The organism is Streptococcus sp. 23.2, from assembly GCF_016648665.1.
Taxonomy (GTDB): domain Bacteria; phylum Bacillota; class Bacilli; order Lactobacillales; family Streptococcaceae; genus Streptococcus; species Streptococcus salivarius_E.
Map to the genome: position 1 here is coordinate 1 of NZ_JACLQJ010000017.1, position 16,228 is coordinate 16,228.

The window sequence follows — 16,228 nt, forward strand, 5'->3', positions numbered from 1 at the left end:
TGATGTGTATAAGTGACAGGTTCAAAAAACTACAAGAATCATAACATAAAATACTTGCAAATCTATGCAATCGTTTGCAAAAACGATTAATGCTTTTCATTCTATTTTTTTGTAAGCGCAAACATTTTCATTGACTTATCAATTTAATTAACTTATACTGTTATTAACAGGTATATACTTACATTAATCTTATGATTGTTAAGATTAATATAAAAAATGTTTTAGCTAAAATGTAACTCTTTAGATTGTTTGATTTTCCAAACAATCTAACTTTCCTCAATTTAGAAAGGGGGAGACATTATGCTTTGGGCTATTATCGTAGGAGGCTTTATCGGTCTTATTGCAGGTGGAATCACTAAAAAGGGAGGTTCCATGGGAATAATCGCTAATATCTTTGCAGGTTTAGTAGGTTCATCTGTTGGACAATCACTTTTCGGTGCATGGGGACCTAGTCTAGCAGGAATGGCATTAATTCCATCAATCTTGGGAGCGGTCATTGTTGTTGCAGTAGTATCATTTTTCCTAGGGAAAAAAGAATGAACTTGAATCTTTTTGACAGGAATAGATCACAGTTCAAATTCTGTTGATGAAAGGATTCAATATGTCAAAAACCAAAAAAATACTTTACCTTATTTTATGTATTTTAATCTTGACAATTTTGATTCCTATTTTGCTAGATTATCATAAAGTCAGTGGCTTAGGACTTCATTTAGTTGATTGGAAACAAATTTCCTTTTTAGACTTTTATCTTTCAAGATATATTTTCTGGGGTGCTCTAGTACTTTCAGCTGTAGTGTTGTTTCTAATGCTTGTTATACTCTTTTATCCTAAACAATATTTAGAGATTCAATTACCTGATGTCGATGGTGAACTAAAATTAAAAAATTCAGCTATTGAAGGATTTGTTCGTTGTGTGGTTGCTAATCACAATTTTATAAAGGATCCTACTATTAAGGTAAACAGTCGTAAGAATAAATGTTTAGTTCACGTAGAAGGACAAATGCTTCCATCAGACAACATTATTAAACGAACTCAAATAATTAAAGATGAGATTGCTGATGGATTGACACAGTTTTTTGGAATGAATCATCGTGTAAAACTGTATATTTCTGTAAAAGAATACAAGCCAAAACCACCACGTAAAAAAACTGTTAGTCGTGTAAAGTAAGGAAGTAAAAAATGGAATGGTTTAAAAAATACCAATATCCATTTCTTTCCGGATTAGCGGGTGCTATCTTAGCTTGCTTCATCCTATCCTATGGTTTTTTTAAGACTTTGTTTGTCTTGATTTGCGCCATTCTAGGAGTTGGAATTGGATATTATATTCAACAAAAACAATTATTTAAATAGTAAAGGAGATTCATATGTCAAAAGTAGAAAAAAAAGTAGAAGAAGTAAAAGGCGAATTGACCTACGAAGATAAAGTCATTCAAAAAATTATTGGTCTTTCTTTAGAAAATATTCCAGGTTTGCTGGCTATTGATGGAGGCTTTTTCTCAAACCTAGCTGAAAAACTTGTCAATACTGATAACGTTGCAAGCGGAGTCAATGTTGAAGTTGGTAAAGAGCAAGTTGCTGTTGATTTGAACGTAATTGTCGAATATCAAAAGAATGTTCCTGAACTATACAAGAAAATCAAAGAGGTTGTTGTTTCAGAAATTTCTAAGATGACTGATTTGGAAGTGGTTGAAGTTAATGTAGATGTTGTTGATATCAAGACTAAAGAGCAACATGAAGCAGACTCAGTAAGCCTACAAGATCGAGTAACTGGAGTTGTTGAATCAACAAGTGAATTTACTTCCGATAAGTTTGAAAGCGCAAAACAGGGATTGAGTGATGGCTTCTCGGCTGCAAAGGAAAAAGTTAGTGAAGGCGTTGAAGCTGTCTCAGAAGCGACTGCTAAATCAGAACCAAGAGTTCACTAAATTCTTTTATGCCTAAAAAAGTTTAAAAACGTTCATTTTCAATAATCTAATTTTCCAATGGAGGGTAACACTATGTCAGTAGAAGAAAAACTTAACCAAGCTAAAGGCGCTATTAAAGAAGGTGTCGGAAAAGTAACTGGTGATGAAAAAACTGAAAAAGAAGGAGCTGCTGAAAAAGTAGTTTCAAAAGTTAAAGAAGTTGCCGAAGATGCCAAAGATGCTGTTGAAGGAGCAATCGAAGGCGTTAAAAATATGGTTAAAAAGGACGATAAATAGTTCTAAGATTAATTGATTTTTCACACAAAGTCTTAAAAACTACTGTATGAAAAAGATAGGGATGTCATATCCTATTCCTAATAACTCATTTATACTGATTACATTCAATTTATCTACAAATCAATATCTTTAAAAGATTACTCAAGTGGAAAATCAATCCTCTTTTGAACAATCTAAGTTCTTTACATATTCCTTTCAATATTTAAAACAATTCATTAATGTAGGTTGACACTATGTCAGTAGAAGAAAAACTTAACCAAGCTAAAGGCGCTATTAAAGAAGGTTTCGGAAAAGTAACTGGTGATAAAAAAACAGAAAAAGAGGGTGCTGCTGAAAAAGCAGTCTCAAAAGTGAAAGAAGTTGCCGAAGATGCCAAAGATGCTGTTGAAGGAGCTATCGAAGGTGTGAAAAATATGATTAAAAAGGACGATAAATAGTTCTAAAATCGATTGATTTTTCACTTAAAACATGGAAATTGCTCTACAAGAAATTTAAGGTTGTTTTACTCCTAACTACTCACTTTTAAAACAACACCAAAAACTATGACAAATCCTTAACATTACGATATTACTCAGGTGAAAAATCAGTTTTCTTTAGATTAATTAAAATTCCTTTTTAATTCTATATACATATTCTTTCTCATACATAGTAAAAGCACTCTAATTTCTATAGTTTTATCCAAGCTATAGACGCTAGAGTGTTTTTTATAACATTTTGAAGAATTATTTAATGATTGGGGAGATTTGTATTTATCTAGTGTATATAAAAATCAGCAAAGTATAAGTGCTGACGTCATCCCGAATAGGGAATGGCAAACGTTTGCATTACTTGTGAATGTTTTCACCACCAAAACATCGCATTTTCAGTGAATTACTTGATTTTCATAAGTATTAGTTTTATAATCAAAGTATAGAAAACGCTTTCAAAAATATCTCCGAGTTTTTGTCCTACTTGAAGTGGTTCGGCTAACAGCCGACTTCCATTCTAGAAAGGAGTATTGTTTTGAGTCAATGTGATATTCTCATTATAGGGGCAGGTCCTGGTGGTTATGTTGCTGCTGAAGAAGCTGCCCGTTTAGGTAAAAAGGTAACTGTCATTGAGAAAAACTTCATAGGTGGCACCTGTTTGAACGTTGGATGTATCCCATCCAAAGCCTATCTTGAACATGCCCATTGGCTATTAGCTGCTAAAGAAGCCTCTCAGTATGGAGTGACAGTTTTAAATGATAATCTTGATTTTCAAAAACTTGTTGCTCGCAAAGATCAAGTCGTAGCAACACTACAGTCTGGTATTCAATCAAGTTTTAAACAATTAGGGATCACCTATATTGAAGGTGAGGCAGCTTATATTTCTGATAAAACCTTCCAAGTTAATGGTGAAAGAGTCTCAGGTAAGTCTGTTATTTTGGCGACGGGGAGTCATCCATTTATTCCTCCTATTTCTGGTATTAACGATGTTGACTATTTGACAACAGATAGCTTTTTCAACTTAAAGGAACTTCCTCAACGTTTGGTTATCATTGGTGGGGGTATTATTTCCGTTGAGTTAGCTTTTGCTATGGCTCCACTAGGTGTGGATGTGACAGTAATAGAGGTTGCACCAACAATTTTGGCAACTGAAGATGACGAAGCACGTTCCATTATTAGAGAAAAGATGGAGCAACTTGGAATTACTATACTGGAAGGAGTTAGCATAGATAGAGTTGAAGAAAATGCTGTAATTCTAGCAAATGGCAAGTCCTACTCTTATGATAACTTACTTGTAGCAACAGGGCGTAAGCCAAATATTGAGTTAGCCCAAATGATGGGCTTGGAGCTGACCGAAAAAGGCTTTATTAAGGTAGATAGTTATTACGAGTCATCTCAATCAGGTGTTTATGCGATTGGGGATTTGATTCCTGGATATATGTTAGCTCATGTTGCTAGTAGCGAGGGAATCAAAGCTGTTCGAGCCATTTGTCGTCAGGCTGAGGAACCGGTTGATAATTCAAGTGTTCCACGGTCGCTCTTTACAACGCCAGAGATTGCTTCCTTTGGCTTGTCAGAAGAGGAGGCGGTACAACAAGGATATGATATATCAGTTGGTCAACTTCCTTATGTTTATAATGGTCGAGCCATTGCGTCTAATTCAGCAAAAGGTTTTGTTAAAATTGTCTCTGAAAAACGCTATCACCTACTATTAGGTGCCGTTATCGTTGGCCCACATGCAACTGATATTTTACAATCCTTGATTGTCTTGAAAGATGCTGAAGGAACACTTGATCAGCTTGATAAGACAATTTTTGCACATCCAACAATTTCTGAGTTGGTTCAGGAAGTTGCAAGACTGATTTTAAGGTCCTAAGGTCGATGGATAGGTTTAGCACAGCCATTCTCATTTTTTCAAATCTATATATCTGTCAATAATATTTGTTTTTTATAAAGCTCTCTATAGAAGGAGGAAACAATATGACACATTATCAAGAATTGCCACAAGCCCTAATGAAAGAAAAACATCAGGGACAAACCTTAACCAAGGAAGAAGTTAAGGTTCAGACTGCCCATGATCTTGGTGTGGAAAATGTTTCAAAAGAAGAGGCTAAATCCATGTATAAGACTATGTGGGATATTCGAAATTTTGAAGAAAATGCACGACATTTCTTTTCAATCGGTCAAATTCCAGGATTTGTTCACCTTTACTCAGGTGAGGAAGCTATTGCGACTGGAGTATGTGCTAACTTGACTGATAAAGACTACATTACTAGCACACATCGAGGACATGGACACTGTGTGGCTAAAGGTGGAGACCTTAAAAAAATGATGGCTGAAATCTTTGGTAAGTCTACTGGGCTTGGTAAAGGTAAGGGTGGCTCTATGCATATCGCTGACTTGGATAAAGGAATCCTTGGTGCTAATGGTATGGTAGGAGGAGGCTTTGGTCTTGCGACTGGAGCTGCTATGCGCAACAAATATCTAAAGACTGATGATGTTGCTGTGTGTTTCTTTGGTGACGGAGCTGCCAATGAAGGTAATTTTCATGAGTGCTTAAACATGGCCTCTATTTGGAATCTACCTGTGGTATTTGTAAATGAAAACAACCTTTTTGCAGAATCAACACCACAATGGTATTCATCAGGTTCTCCAACAATTGCTGAACGTGCACAAGCTTACAATATGCCTGGAGTTCGCGTTAATGGTAAGGACTTATTTGCTGTTTATCAAGTGGCTAAAGAGGCCGTTGAACGTGCGCGTCGTGGAGATGGTCCAACGTTAATTGAAGCTATTACTTATCGTAACCATGGCCATTTCGAAGGAGATGAGCAAAAATACAAAGCACCAGATGGAATCGAAAAAGAATGGGCAGATGTGGATGCCTTGGAAGTATTTCGTGACCTGGTAACTGAAAAGGGTATCCTTAGCCAAGATGAATTGGATGAGATTGTTGCCCAATCACAAAAAGATGTTGAAGATGCAATCCACTTTGCTCAAGAGAGCCCAATTCCAAAAGAAGAAGCTCTCTACGAAGACGTATTTGCAGACTGATTGAGGAGGATTCATAATGACTAGAGAAACATTATTTATGAAAGCCATCAATGAAGGGCTCGATCAAGCCATGGAAAGAGACGAGCGAGTTGTTCTCCTAGGAGAGGATATCTCAGGTGGTGTTAATGTTGAACACTTAGAAAATAATAACGAGGATGCCTGGGGCGGTGTCATGGGTATCACACGAGGATTGATGCCGAAATATGGCAGGGAACGTGTTATTGATACTCCGATTTCTGAGCACGGCTATTTATCAGCTTCGGTGGGGATGGCGCTTACGGGACTAAGACCTGTACCAGAGTTGATGTTTAATGATTTTATTGGATTCTGTTTTGATGCCCTATTAGGACAGGCTTCTAAGATGCGTTACATGTTTGGCGGTAAAGCTAAAGTTCCCATGGTTGTTCGTACTATGCACGGGGCAGGAGCTTCAGCTGCTGCGCAACACTCTGGATCCTATTACGGTTTATTTGGATCGATTCCTGGTATTAAGGTGGTCGTTCCTGCTACCCCTTATGATGCCAAAGGATTACTCCTAGCATCAATAGAGGATGATAATGTAGTTATCTTTTCTGAAGACAAGACTTTATATGGACTAAAAGGGGAAGTGCCAGAAGAATACTATACTGTACCAATTGGTAAGGCTGCCGTTCGTAGAGAAGGTAAGGATTTAACAATTGTGACAATTGGTAAGATGTTGTATGTAGCCTATGAGGTCACAGACCGCTTGGCAAAAGACAACATTTCTGTAGAAGTGATTGATCTTCGTACAGTTGCTCCATGGGATGAAGAAACAGTGTTAAATTCCGTGAAGAAAACTGGTCGTTTAATTATTGTGGATGAGGCCAACCCACATAACAATACTGCAACTGACATTGCATCTGTCGTTTCAGATAAAGCTTTTGATTATCTTGATGGACCAGTGAAATGTGTTTGTGCTCCAAATACTCCTGTTCCATTTGCGACAAACTTAGAACAAGCCTATATCCCTGATGCGGATAAGGTTTTGAAAGTAGCTGATGAATTGATTCAGGACTTGAAAGGATAGGAGGGCACTTATGGCAACAGAAATTTTAATGCCCAAGCTCGGCCTAACCATGACTGAAGGACTCATTCAAAAGTGGTTGGTCCAAGTTGGTGATACAGTAACAAGTGGTCAGCCTTTATTGGAAATTAGTTCTGAAAAATTGACTAGTGAAGTCGAATCCCCTGCTTCTGGGGTTGTTCTAGACATTGTGCATGGTGAAGGTGTTACAGTTAAATGTAAGGAAGTCGTTGGATGGGTTGGTCAGGAAGGAGAAGATGTAGGAACCCAAGAGGCTCCTGCACAAGAGGAAGCTCCAACTGAAGTCGCTAAAGATTCAACACCGTCTAGTCCTAAATCTACTACAGCACCTATAGCTCGTACTGGTGGGGAACGAATTTTTATTACACCGGTGGCTCGTAAGATGGCTGCTGAGAAAGGCTATGATATCTCCCTTATTAAAGGGACAGGTGGAAATGGTCGTATTACAAGACGTGATGTAGAAGCTTACCAACCAAGTCTTGTTGTTGATAAGGTCGTTGAACCTCTACCACAAGATATGACCTCAGGTCAATACGGTGAGGGACTCCAAGGCATGCGTAAGATTATTGCCGAACGTATGATGAACAGTCTTCATTCTTCTGCTCAAGTGACACTCCATCGTAAGGCTGATTTAACTGAGCTTTTGAAATTCCGTAAAGAACTTAAGGCCAAGGTCCATACTCCACTTGAAAATGGTGAACTAGGTATCACAACTCTATTAACTAAAGCAGTAACCAAAGCTTTGAGAGATTTTCCAGCTTTGAATGCTTGGTATGGTGGCGGAATTCATAAGATTCACGAACGCATTCATATTGGTATGGCAACAGCTTTGGATGATGGTTTGGTTGTTCCTGTGATTCAAGACGCAGATCGTATGACTTTAGCAGATCTTGGTCAAAGCATTAAGACTTTGGCTAATCAAGCTCGAAAAGGTACACTTGCATCTGACCTATATAGTGGTTCTACTTTCTCAATTACGAACCTAGGGGGGGCAGGTGTAGAATACTTCACACCAATCCTTAATTCCCCAGAGGTGGCAATCCTTGGTGTAGGAACAACTCAACAAGCTTTAGCATTTAATGAGGAGGGAGAGGTTGTTCAAAAAGACTATCTTCCATTGAGTCTGAGCTTCGACCATCAAGTCATCGATGGCCTTCCAGCTGCTGAATTTTTAGCAAGAGTTGTTTCTTATCTTGAAGATCCTTATCTCCTTATCTTCTAACAGAAGTATCCATTTGTAAGATGCAATTGTGGACGAATAGGACTTACTAGAGGTATAAAAGTAAAGTAATTGTTGATGTTCCGCAACCTAGTATGGAGAGAAGACTAAATTAGTCTTCTCTTTTCGTGTTGCTAAGGGGGAGAGCTTTTCTTAAGTCAAGTGGGAATTTGTCTATCAATTTCCTAATGTCTTTTAATAACAATATACAAAACCCATTTGTGATTTTGCCTTTCTTCAATCTTTGAAAAGCCAATACTTGTTAATAACTGACTCAATTCATGGCTTGTCCCATCAGTCCCAATCAGTTGTATATTCTCATGCATGGGTGTAAAATTTACTATATAAAGATAAAGAGGAGCAAGTTATGGAATTAAAAGATTTTACAGAACAAGAACAAAAGCAAATCGAGAAAGGTTTGAGTACGGCTGAGATTTCTGATAAGGAAGCGGCTAAGAAGTTGCTCGCTCTCGTACCACAAGAATGGATTAAACGCATTCCTTTCTTTGTCAGAGGGCATGCGACGACTAAGACAGTCGAGCGTGTAGCCAAGCAATACCCTGAACTCTATGCCGTGGCGAAACGTCAAGGAGACCTTCCTGAAAAAGAAGGAGAAGAGCTCCGCAAGATTATGACAGACATCTTTGAAGAAAAGATGAACAAACACAAGATTAAATAAGATTTTTAAAGACAATGTGTTTATTTCTACAATTACGAATCAACCTTCCATAAAAAAGAGATACTGTCAATTTTACCATCCCGTTACGGAGGAAAAATGAGCAAATTTATTTCAAAAAAATCAGTCGCTATCTGGTATGCACTGACTGCCCTCCTTGCTACATTTATAGTAGGGCAAGTTATCCTTTGGTGTTTCCCAGATGGAAAGAGCACAGGTGACTCTCTACTGTTTATCCTAATGAACTGTATTCCCCTGATTATGGCGGCTATCTTTTCTCTTGTGTTGAGTGAAGTCAAATCTTTGGGCGATTTTTTCAAAAAGGTCTTTCTTCAAAAAGAAAGTCACCTATCCTGGATCCTAGCTTTCATCATCCCCGTCATCTATTATGGGATTTCAATCCTGCTCATGAATGTTCGCTTTACTGGGAACTCCCTCTTAGCCTTCTTCCTATATCTCCCCTGGACCTTTTTATATGGCGGTCTGGAAGAAGTCGGTTGGCGTTGGTTTTTACAAGAACATCTTTACTTTAGTAAGCACTTTATAACTAAAATGATGGTTCTTTCCATTATCTGGTTCCTCTGGCATATCCCTATCTATCAACTACCTTGGATTACAGCAGGCTCGTCCAACTATCTCATCTTTTACCTGATGATTTTAGGGAATACCTTTCTTTTGGGAGCTCTTAAAGAGTACTCGAGAGGAGCTGTTCCTTGTATCCTCGCTCATATGCTGATCGATAGTCTGGCTGTCCTTATGCTGGTTCAGAGTTCACTCACTCAGATTGTCCTTCTTGTTATTTTCGAAATTCTAGTAGCCTTTTGGCTGGTGGCCATGAGAAAATCATAGAAATAGACTTCAAGCTCTCACCTGATTTAGGTGAGAGCTTTTCTTTCCTATCTGTTGACATAATGATATAGTGTCATTTTTAGGAGGTGACTCGTTTGGCTTCATCATCTAAAGACTAAAAAAGAAGGCCAAGAGTTGCGTGAAATCATGACAGCCATCTTTGAAGAAAAAATGAACAAACACAAGATTAAGTAATGTTGTATGAAAAGAGGTATAAGTCCGCAAACTTACACCTCTTTCTTATCTTTACTTCTTATTTGATTTGGATAGGCTGATGGCAACCATTGTCGCACACAGGAAAAATGCAGCTAGTAACCCTTTTGTAGTAGTCGTCATGAAAGGTTTATCAAAGACATAATAGTTATAGACAGCAAATCCCAGTCCAATAAGAGTTACAATAATCGACACAACAAATAGCGTCACCCATAATCTTCTTTGAGTCATCGTCAACCTCCTCTTTGTATCCGTTTTCTTTCTGCCTATAGTATAACATAAAAAACCTTAGCTAAATTCCATAGAGCGGTTCGGCTAAGGTTTTTCATTTTATTTCGTCAAGATAACCGTATCATTTGGATCGTGGTCATCATCTTCAATAGTCAGTTGATTACCATCGAGTTTATAGTGTTTGGTGTCGTCACCGATTGTTAGACTTTGATTGTCAGAGTTAACTGTCACAGGCTTGCTTTCCTTCTCGCCATCTGCCTCGTCCTCTTCCCAAGTTCCAGTATTTCCAGAGATGGTAAGAGTAATGCGATCATTTTCGTCAGTCCCTTTATAGGTGCCATCTAGCCCTTCAGTTTGTTTAGAGGCTTCAGAGCTTTGTGAAGATGAAACCTTACTTGAACTTTGTTGGGTGCTAGCAGAGCTTTCAGGTGTTTGAGCTTTCTGGTTTGAGCAGGCTGCTAAAAGACCAAGAACTGCCATAGAGGCAAGAGAAAGTGTGAGTTTTTTGGACAATGTCATAGGCTTGTCTCCTTTCTTTGATACCTTAAGTATAGCAAACGCTTACAAACAAACCAAGCAAAAAACCTTTTCTGAAAATACTTGAAAATTACTCTTTCGGATTCTTAAAAGCATAATATATTATCCCTATTTAAACTATGCTATACTGATAAAAAAGCAAGAAGGAAGGTTCCTAATGACAATTACCAATCCACGTCGCCAGTGCGAGCGACTTTGGGCAGCCAATAAGTATCTGGTGCTCAGCCATTCGAACAAGATTTACTTGGAAATCCGTAACTATCTCAAGAATGAAGAGGTTAGTTTGGATCAGGTTCAAGCCTACATTGATCAAGCACTTGACCTTCCTGAAAATCCTGGTCAAGTCGTCAATGCCTTCCAACATATCTGGGGGTATTTTAAGAAAAAGGCGACTGCCAGCGAAAAGGAAATGTTTATGTCCCAACTGGATAGCTATGCGGCAGGCCAAATTCCTCAGCATGGTTTGGTGGAATCCGTCAAAGAGCTCCTCAGCAAGTATCCTAATCGCTATCTGGAGGAGTCAACCTTAATTAATGGGGGTTCAAAATGAGACTGTGGCATCAAGACTTGATTGCAAAACTACCCCGTCAGCAATTATTAGGACAACACCGAGAATGTTGTGCCCTTCGTGGCAAGGGATGGCAACGCAAACACGCTACGGTTAACTATGTTTTTGACTATTCTCCATATCGCCTGTTTAAATACCATGAACTTATTATGCAAGAAATGACGAAACGTGGCTATCGTGTCAGCCCTGAGTGGTTAGACAAGGAGTATCGAGGTAAGCAGATGCCAGCCTACGACAAGCTTGAAGCGGAGACATTACCAGCCATCATTTATCCTGAGCATGATACCGCCTATTTACAGGAATGTCTGGACAATCTCAAGCAAAAAGGAATCATCATCTAAAGGAGGAAAACGATGCATTTATTTAAGTGGCTAGCACCTAAAAAGAAAGTAGAAGAAGGCCTTGTCATGCGTATATCGACAGCGGATCAGGTGGACTATGCGACGATTACAGCCCCAAGTGACAGTGATATCTGGGATGCCTTGGTGCAACTTCCAGTATCCTACGATAGTCTCTATCTCACTTATAGCGAAAAAGGGTCAATGAGTTTTATCTTTGTTGAATCCGAGGATGACAAGTATCGCTTGGAACACGACACACCTGAGCTAGGATTAGAATTGACCAATGTCGCACGTGTATCCCAACAAGTTGCCAGAGACATCCTTATTCGCTTTTCTAAAGAGCACACAGTGATTTTGGATGACCATTGGAAACAAGAGAAAGTAAGGTAATCCTATGGCCTACCTCACCCCAGAAACCAGACGAAAACGACGAAAAGCCTTTTGCTTAATCATTGAAATCATTTGTCTGGTTCATTTTGCAATCATTGTCCCGCGAGACCGGATTTTTACTCCTGAAAAATGGGCTCAAACACCAGCTCCTATGCGACACAAACTCATGTGGAGCTTTCACCGTCAGTATCAGCTTGAGGGCATGACGAGAAAAGAAGTTGAGAAACTCTTGGGCAAGGGGAGTAATCTTCAAGGAAGTGTTGAGTACAAGCTGAAGGACGATTGGATTGGTGGTTGGCGTGTTTACCATATTGACTATAAGCAAGACCGTGTGATTCGTGCCAAAGAAACCTGGCAAGACTGGTGAAAATGGGCTTTTTCTTCCCCTAAAAGTAGTATAATCATGGTGTAAAGGTAATCGTTTTCAAAAGAACGAAGCTGTCTTTTGATTAGAAATGGAGGACAAACTCATGACCCTATTTATGTCTAAACTGATGAGCGGTATTATGGAACTGCTCATAGTCTCTGTCATTCCTTTTATCACTTGGTTAATTTGGAGCAGGAAAAAGGTCGGTTTCTTTGACTGGATTGGGTTGAAGAAATTTGAGAGTCAGAAGAAGAGGCAATTACTACTGACCATTTTGGGTATTAGTCTAGTTTTTCTTCTTTTTTCAATTATCGTCTTCGCTTGGTTCGACTCTAGCCAAACGGCCACAGCAGATTTTTCTGGAAAGGGAATTGGAGCTCTTCCTGCTATTCTAGCCTATGCTATCTTAGGGACTGCCTTGCCAGAAGAAATCTTCTTTAGAGGTTTTCTATTAAAAAGGATGCAAGGAAAACTAGGATTTCTAGGAGCAAATCTGGTTCAGTCTCTCTTATTTGGTCTCATCCATGCACTTATGTTTATCCAACTAACTGGTTACCTTAAGGCTTTTGCCATTTTGGTCTTTATCAGTCTCATAGCTTACGTTTTTGGTGCTATCAATGAGATAAAAGCAAGTGGGTCCATTCTTCCTAGTGTCTTTATCCACGCCTTGGCCAATACGGTTGTAGGGTTGCTCTTTGCCTTCTCCCTCATTTAGATAAAATTATATAGAAGAAAGTTAACATGGATGAATTAAAAGATATCAAACTTAAAAACTATCAAACTTAAAAACTATCAGTACCTAAATGAGGTTGCTATCAAGGGGGAAACGCTTTTCACGGGCTCCTCTCTCATGGAGCTTTTTCCCATTTGTGAAATCGCTAGGAGTAGAGGTATCGACGATATCATCTACAATCGGGGCATCAGTGGTTTGAATACGGATGAATTTCTCCAGCATATCCATCCCCTACTTTTGGATCTGCAACCGAGTAAGGTTTTCATCAATATCGGTACCAATGACATGACCGAGGAGCCTTATGGAGATCAGTAGTTCCAACATATGACGGCAAATATCAGCCAAATTCTGGAGCAAACACTTGCTATTTTGCCCCATACCAAGATTTAACTGATGGCTTTTTACCCAGCCAATCTACATCTGCCTTGGCAGACACCGGCATCTATCCAGTGGATGAAACTGCGGACTCCTGAAAATCTTGACCGTTGCAACCAGGCTCTTGAGGAAATTGCCAAAACCTATGGCTGCCACTTCATTAATTGTAATGCTGATTTGGTTGATGATAGAAAAGAGCAGAAGGCTGAGCACACCTATGACGGCGTCCACCTTTATGCCAAAGCTTACTTAAAAGTCTTTGAAGTTCTGGAGCCATATCTCCTGCATTAAGAAAATATGAGAGAATTTCCAGTTCTTACTCGCTTTTTTCCCTTGATTACAGTACAATAGACGTCAAAAGTGAAAAATTGAAATGAGGTATCCCTATGTGGAAATGGTTTAAACGACTCCTTGTCCTCGTCATTGTGCTCTTTTTTGCAGTGGCGGCTCTACTTATTCCGGACAAGATCGATAGTCAGGACCAATTAAAAAATGTATCAACACAAACATCCCTTGCTGATTTAGCCCAGGCTGGTATTGGTGGGGCGTCCCTTTCATCAGGCGGGGTTTCAACTGAGATTAATCTTGACAGTAATCAGTTTCGTCAAATCCTAAAAGCAAGCATGGCTGATTCTAATGACGAGACCTTGCAAAACAGTAGCGTAGAGTTGAATGATTCCTATCTAACAGCTAAGGTTCCCGTATCTCTTGGGCCTATCGGATCAACATTTAGCCTTGATTTTACGGTCAGCACTAACAAGGAAGTCATCCTACTAGATTTGGCAGGTGCCCACCTGGGTCGCCTTCCAGTTCCAAAATCACTGGTTCTGCCTTACCTCAAGAAGAGCATTGCCCAGTCCAGCAGTGGTATTCGCATGGTTAATGACCAAATTCAGCTCAAGCTTCCAGAAATCGGCTATGAAATTGAGCAAGCCTCTGTGACCAATAGCAAGATGAAGGTTAAACTTAACATTCCGATTTCCTTGCCAACAAGTTGGTAATCCATAATGAATCTTTCAAAACAAGTCCAGACTATGGACTTGTTTTTTGATACCTTCACTTCTAAACTAAGAAAGTTAAAAAATTCTTGAAATAATAGCTTTAAATCCCTCAACCCCCTAGAAAATGAGCTTTTCCTATGCTATCATAAGATTGTAAAATTGATAAGCGTCTGACACTCATTGAAAAAGAGTTATTTCACTGAGTTAAAGAGTTTTAGGATAGTAGTTAGGAGGAAAAAATGGACGCTTTAAAATATATCACACCCAAATTTTTCACTACCATCAGGAATTATTCTAAGGGCCAGTTTCTTAAGGACTTAATCGCAGGAGTCATCGTGGCTATCATTGCCCTGCCCTTGTCGATTGCCCTTGCCATTGCCTCTGGTGTCAATCCCGAACAAGGTCTTTACACAGCAGTAGTTGCAGGCTTTTTTATTTCCTTCTTAGGAGGTAGTCGAGTTCAGATTGGTGGACCTACCGCAGCCTTCGTTGTCATCATCTATGGCATCATTGCCCAGTATGGTATGGCTGGTTTGACCCTTGCCACGCTCATGGCGGGACTCATGCTTATTATCATGGGGCTCCTGCGTTTTGGTGACCTGATCAAGTTCATTCCCAAAACCATCACACTTGGTTTTACCTTGGGGATAGCTGTTGGGATTGTGGCTGGACAGGTTAAAGATTTCCTGGGCCTTGAGATGAAGTCCGTGCCAGCTGAGTTCTTAGAAAAACTTCTAGCTTATGGGAAGCATCTTTCAAGTATTAGCTGGCCGACACTTGCAATTGGTATCTTGGCCCTAGTCATTCAAATCTTTTGGCCACGCCTTTCTCAGAAAATTCCGGGGTCTTTGGTTGCAATTATTGTGACTACAGCCATCGTAGCTTTTGGTCATCTGCCAGTCAAAACCATTGGTGATCTTTACACCATCAAAGCAGGACTTCCAAGTTTCACAGTTCCTGACCTATCATTTTCTTTGATTCGTCAAATGATGTCGCCAGCCTTCACCATTGCCATACTAGCAGCCATTGAATCCCTACTTTCTTGCGTTGTTTCAGACGGGATGATTGGTGGTAATCATCGCTCTAATGCTGAATTGATTGGCCAAGGTGTTGGGAATATCATGTCAGCCCTCTTTGGCGGGATTCCTGCAACGGGTGCCATCGCCCGTACCGCAGCCAATGTCAAAAATGGAGGACGGACACCAGTAGCGGGGATGGTTCATGCCCTTACCTTGCTTCTGATTTTACTCTTTCTCATGCCTTATGCCTCATTGATTCCTATGACCTGTTTGGCCTCAATCCTAATGATTGTCTGTTATAACATGAGCGGTTGGCGTACTGTTGTTCGTATGATTCAACGTGCTCCTAAGAGTGACGTAGCAGTCCTTATCGTAACCTTTATCTTAACCGTTTTCTTTGACCTAGTGGTTGCCATCGAATTTGGTATGGTCCTAGCAGCCTTCCTCTTCCTCAAACGCATGTCAGACGTGGCTCAAATTCGTCAGTGGGTGGACAAGGGGAATCTAGAAGATCCTATATTGTCTGAGGACAGCGACTTGAAACAAGTTCCTAAAAATGCAGTCGTATATGAAATCTTCGGTGCCCTCTTCTTTGGTGCAGCCAATAATTTCTTGAATGTTATCAATGACGACGGTAAGAATGTCCTTATCCTACGCATGCGCAACGTTCCAGCCATGGATATCTCTGGTCTGGATGCCCTTGAGGAAACGCTTGCTATCTGCCAAAAACGTGGCATGACCTTGCTTCTTTCTCACGTTAACGCCCAACCCTACCGAGTTCTCGAAAAATCAGGCTTCATCCAGACTATCGGACCAGATAATATCTGTGAGTCGACGGACCAAGCCCTTGAAAAAGCAGTAGCCCTAGCAAAAGAAGGTTAGACAAATCCATTTTGCACAAGAAGAAAAAGCCAGTTCAAC

23 protein-coding genes are annotated in these 16,228 nt (G+C 39.7%); 20 read left to right on the top strand and 3 right to left on the bottom strand.

Annotation, left to right across the window (positions count from 1 at the left end; all coding sequences use genetic code 11):
- Positions 1-300 precede the first annotated feature (300 nt).
- The 12 genes from H7T98_RS08695 (at position 301) to H7T98_RS08750 (ending at position 9,532) form a co-directional block, all read left to right on the top strand.
- Complete coding sequence (locus H7T98_RS08695) at positions 301-540, top strand: GlsB/YeaQ/YmgE family stress response membrane protein (protein ID WP_049545819.1); 240 nt, start codon at positions 301-303, stop codon at positions 538-540.
- Between the two features lie 61 nt (positions 541-601).
- Positions 602-1,168 carry an alkaline shock response membrane anchor protein AmaP gene (gene amaP, locus H7T98_RS08700; protein ID WP_004182832.1) on the top strand — a complete coding sequence of 189 codons (567 nt, stop codon included), beginning with the start codon at positions 602-604 and terminating at the stop codon, positions 1,166-1,168.
- 11 nt (positions 1,169-1,179) lie between these two features.
- Positions 1,180-1,350, top strand: coding sequence for a DUF2273 domain-containing protein (locus H7T98_RS08705; RefSeq protein WP_004182830.1), 171 nt, complete (start codon positions 1,180-1,182; stop codon positions 1,348-1,350).
- A gap of 14 nt (positions 1,351-1,364) precedes the next feature.
- The gene (locus H7T98_RS08710) at positions 1,365-1,925 is read left to right on the top strand and encodes an Asp23/Gls24 family envelope stress response protein (protein WP_004182828.1); all 561 of its coding nucleotides are present in this window, start codon (positions 1,365-1,367) and stop codon (positions 1,923-1,925) included.
- Between the two features lie 72 nt (positions 1,926-1,997).
- On the top strand, positions 1,998-2,201 hold the full coding sequence (locus H7T98_RS08715) for a CsbD family protein (RefSeq protein ID WP_004182827.1): 204 nt from the start codon (positions 1,998-2,000) through the stop codon (positions 2,199-2,201).
- 233 nt (positions 2,202-2,434) lie between these two features.
- Positions 2,435-2,638 carry a CsbD family protein gene (locus H7T98_RS08720; RefSeq protein WP_004182825.1) on the top strand — a complete coding sequence of 68 codons (204 nt, stop codon included), beginning with the start codon at positions 2,435-2,437 and terminating at the stop codon, positions 2,636-2,638.
- A 565-nt stretch (positions 2,639-3,203) separates the two neighbouring features.
- A complete protein-coding gene (lpdA, locus tag H7T98_RS08725) occupies positions 3,204-4,544 on the top strand; it encodes a dihydrolipoyl dehydrogenase (RefSeq protein ID WP_148512767.1) in 1,341 nt (446 codons plus the stop codon).
- 104 nt (positions 4,545-4,648) lie between these two features.
- Positions 4,649-5,722, top strand: a complete 1,074-nt coding sequence (locus tag H7T98_RS08730; protein ID WP_049545232.1) for a thiamine pyrophosphate-dependent dehydrogenase E1 component subunit alpha — start codon at positions 4,649-4,651, stop codon at positions 5,720-5,722.
- Positions 5,723-5,738: 16 nt separating this feature from the next.
- Entirely contained in the window at positions 5,739-6,770 is a 1,032-nt protein-coding gene (locus H7T98_RS08735) for an alpha-ketoacid dehydrogenase subunit beta (protein WP_155198132.1), read from the top strand.
- A 10-nt stretch (positions 6,771-6,780) separates the two neighbouring features.
- Complete coding sequence (locus H7T98_RS08740; protein ID WP_195435599.1) at positions 6,781-8,010, top strand: dihydrolipoamide acetyltransferase family protein; 1,230 nt, start codon at positions 6,781-6,783, stop codon at positions 8,008-8,010.
- Positions 8,011-8,374: 364 nt separating this feature from the next.
- Positions 8,375-8,686 carry a hypothetical protein gene (locus H7T98_RS08745; protein WP_002890543.1) on the top strand — a complete coding sequence of 104 codons (312 nt, stop codon included), beginning with the start codon at positions 8,375-8,377 and terminating at the stop codon, positions 8,684-8,686.
- A 96-nt stretch (positions 8,687-8,782) separates the two neighbouring features.
- Entirely contained in the window at positions 8,783-9,532 is a 750-nt protein-coding gene (locus tag H7T98_RS08750) for a CPBP family intramembrane glutamic endopeptidase (protein WP_048674351.1), read from the top strand.
- 246 nt (positions 9,533-9,778) lie between these two features.
- Here the strand turns inward: H7T98_RS08750 and H7T98_RS08755 are convergent, their stop codons facing one another.
- Together H7T98_RS08755 and H7T98_RS08760 are read right to left on the bottom strand one after the other, a co-directional pair.
- Complete coding sequence (locus H7T98_RS08755; protein WP_002886034.1) at positions 9,779-9,976, bottom strand: hypothetical protein; 198 nt, start codon at positions 9,974-9,976, stop codon at positions 9,779-9,781.
- Positions 9,977-10,075: 99 nt separating this feature from the next.
- Complete coding sequence (locus H7T98_RS08760; protein WP_002885897.1) at positions 10,076-10,495, bottom strand: SP_0198 family lipoprotein; 420 nt, start codon at positions 10,493-10,495, stop codon at positions 10,076-10,078.
- Positions 10,496-10,670: 175 nt separating this feature from the next.
- Here H7T98_RS08760 and H7T98_RS08765 point away from each other — a divergent pair, with 175 nt between their 5' ends.
- From H7T98_RS08765 to H7T98_RS08785, 5 genes are all read left to right on the top strand, one after another.
- On the top strand, positions 10,671-11,063 hold the full coding sequence (locus H7T98_RS08765; RefSeq protein ID WP_084914757.1) for a YbgA family protein: 393 nt from the start codon (positions 10,671-10,673) through the stop codon (positions 11,061-11,063).
- Positions 11,060-11,422, top strand: coding sequence for a TIGR02328 family protein (locus H7T98_RS08770; RefSeq protein WP_037603926.1), 363 nt, complete (start codon positions 11,060-11,062; stop codon positions 11,420-11,422). Before H7T98_RS08765 ends, H7T98_RS08770 begins: the two co-directional genes overlap by 4 nt.
- A gap of 12 nt (positions 11,423-11,434) precedes the next feature.
- Complete coding sequence (locus tag H7T98_RS08775) at positions 11,435-11,812, top strand: hypothetical protein (protein ID WP_201061684.1); 378 nt, start codon at positions 11,435-11,437, stop codon at positions 11,810-11,812.
- 4 nt (positions 11,813-11,816) lie between these two features.
- On the top strand, positions 11,817-12,179 hold the full coding sequence (locus H7T98_RS08780; RefSeq protein WP_201061686.1) for a hypothetical protein: 363 nt from the start codon (positions 11,817-11,819) through the stop codon (positions 12,177-12,179).
- A 103-nt stretch (positions 12,180-12,282) separates the two neighbouring features.
- Complete coding sequence (locus H7T98_RS08785; protein ID WP_201061688.1) at positions 12,283-12,894, top strand: CPBP family intramembrane glutamic endopeptidase; 612 nt, start codon at positions 12,283-12,285, stop codon at positions 12,892-12,894.
- A gap of 84 nt (positions 12,895-12,978) precedes the next feature.
- Here the strand turns inward: H7T98_RS08785 and H7T98_RS10140 are convergent, their stop codons facing one another.
- Positions 12,979-13,134, bottom strand: coding sequence for a hypothetical protein (locus H7T98_RS10140; RefSeq protein ID WP_207185596.1), 156 nt, complete (start codon positions 13,132-13,134; stop codon positions 12,979-12,981).
- A gap of 171 nt (positions 13,135-13,305) precedes the next feature.
- Between H7T98_RS10140 and H7T98_RS10145 the strand changes: the two genes are divergently transcribed.
- From H7T98_RS10145 to H7T98_RS08800, 3 genes are all read left to right on the top strand, one after another.
- Complete coding sequence (locus H7T98_RS10145; protein ID WP_227039472.1) at positions 13,306-13,578, top strand: hypothetical protein; 273 nt, start codon at positions 13,306-13,308, stop codon at positions 13,576-13,578.
- Between the two features lie 95 nt (positions 13,579-13,673).
- Positions 13,674-14,288, top strand: a complete 615-nt coding sequence (locus H7T98_RS08795; RefSeq protein ID WP_145516282.1) for a DUF2140 domain-containing protein — start codon at positions 13,674-13,676, stop codon at positions 14,286-14,288.
- Positions 14,289-14,527: 239 nt separating this feature from the next.
- A complete protein-coding gene (locus H7T98_RS08800; protein WP_145516280.1) occupies positions 14,528-16,189 on the top strand; it encodes a SulP family inorganic anion transporter in 1,662 nt (553 codons plus the stop codon).
- Positions 16,190-16,228: the final 39 nt, after the last annotated feature.

Coding starts and splice junctions, on each gene's coding strand:
- H7T98_RS08695 (WP_049545819.1), top strand. CDS start 301: ATGCTTTGGGCTATTATCGTAGGAGGCTTTATCGGTCTTATTGCAGGT.
- amaP (WP_004182832.1), top strand. CDS start 602: ATGTCAAAAACCAAAAAAATACTTTACCTTATTTTATGTATTTTAATC.
- H7T98_RS08705 (WP_004182830.1), top strand. CDS start 1,180: ATGGAATGGTTTAAAAAATACCAATATCCATTTCTTTCCGGATTAGCG.
- H7T98_RS08710 (WP_004182828.1), top strand. CDS start 1,365: ATGTCAAAAGTAGAAAAAAAAGTAGAAGAAGTAAAAGGCGAATTGACC.
- H7T98_RS08715 (WP_004182827.1), top strand. CDS start 1,998: ATGTCAGTAGAAGAAAAACTTAACCAAGCTAAAGGCGCTATTAAAGAA.
- H7T98_RS08720 (WP_004182825.1), top strand. CDS start 2,435: ATGTCAGTAGAAGAAAAACTTAACCAAGCTAAAGGCGCTATTAAAGAA.
- H7T98_RS08730 (WP_049545232.1), top strand. CDS start 4,649: ATGACACATTATCAAGAATTGCCACAAGCCCTAATGAAAGAAAAACAT.
- H7T98_RS08735 (WP_155198132.1), top strand. CDS start 5,739: ATGACTAGAGAAACATTATTTATGAAAGCCATCAATGAAGGGCTCGAT.
- H7T98_RS08740 (WP_195435599.1), top strand. CDS start 6,781: ATGGCAACAGAAATTTTAATGCCCAAGCTCGGCCTAACCATGACTGAA.
- H7T98_RS08745 (WP_002890543.1), top strand. CDS start 8,375: ATGGAATTAAAAGATTTTACAGAACAAGAACAAAAGCAAATCGAGAAA.
- H7T98_RS08750 (WP_048674351.1), top strand. CDS start 8,783: ATGAGCAAATTTATTTCAAAAAAATCAGTCGCTATCTGGTATGCACTG.
- H7T98_RS08755 (WP_002886034.1), bottom strand. CDS start 9,976: ATGACTCAAAGAAGATTATGGGTGACGCTATTTGTTGTGTCGATTATT.
- H7T98_RS08760 (WP_002885897.1), bottom strand. CDS start 10,495: ATGACATTGTCCAAAAAACTCACACTTTCTCTTGCCTCTATGGCAGTT.
- H7T98_RS08765 (WP_084914757.1), top strand. CDS start 10,671: ATGACAATTACCAATCCACGTCGCCAGTGCGAGCGACTTTGGGCAGCC.
- H7T98_RS08770 (WP_037603926.1), top strand. CDS start 11,060: ATGAGACTGTGGCATCAAGACTTGATTGCAAAACTACCCCGTCAGCAA.
- H7T98_RS08775 (WP_201061684.1), top strand. CDS start 11,435: ATGCATTTATTTAAGTGGCTAGCACCTAAAAAGAAAGTAGAAGAAGGC.
- H7T98_RS08780 (WP_201061686.1), top strand. CDS start 11,817: ATGGCCTACCTCACCCCAGAAACCAGACGAAAACGACGAAAAGCCTTT.
- H7T98_RS08785 (WP_201061688.1), top strand. CDS start 12,283: ATGACCCTATTTATGTCTAAACTGATGAGCGGTATTATGGAACTGCTC.
- H7T98_RS10140 (WP_207185596.1), bottom strand. CDS start 13,134: ATGCTGGAGAAATTCATCCGTATTCAAACCACTGATGCCCCGATTGTA.
- H7T98_RS10145 (WP_227039472.1), top strand. CDS start 13,306: ATGGCTTTTTACCCAGCCAATCTACATCTGCCTTGGCAGACACCGGCA.
- H7T98_RS08795 (WP_145516282.1), top strand. CDS start 13,674: ATGTGGAAATGGTTTAAACGACTCCTTGTCCTCGTCATTGTGCTCTTT.
- H7T98_RS08800 (WP_145516280.1), top strand. CDS start 14,528: ATGGACGCTTTAAAATATATCACACCCAAATTTTTCACTACCATCAGG.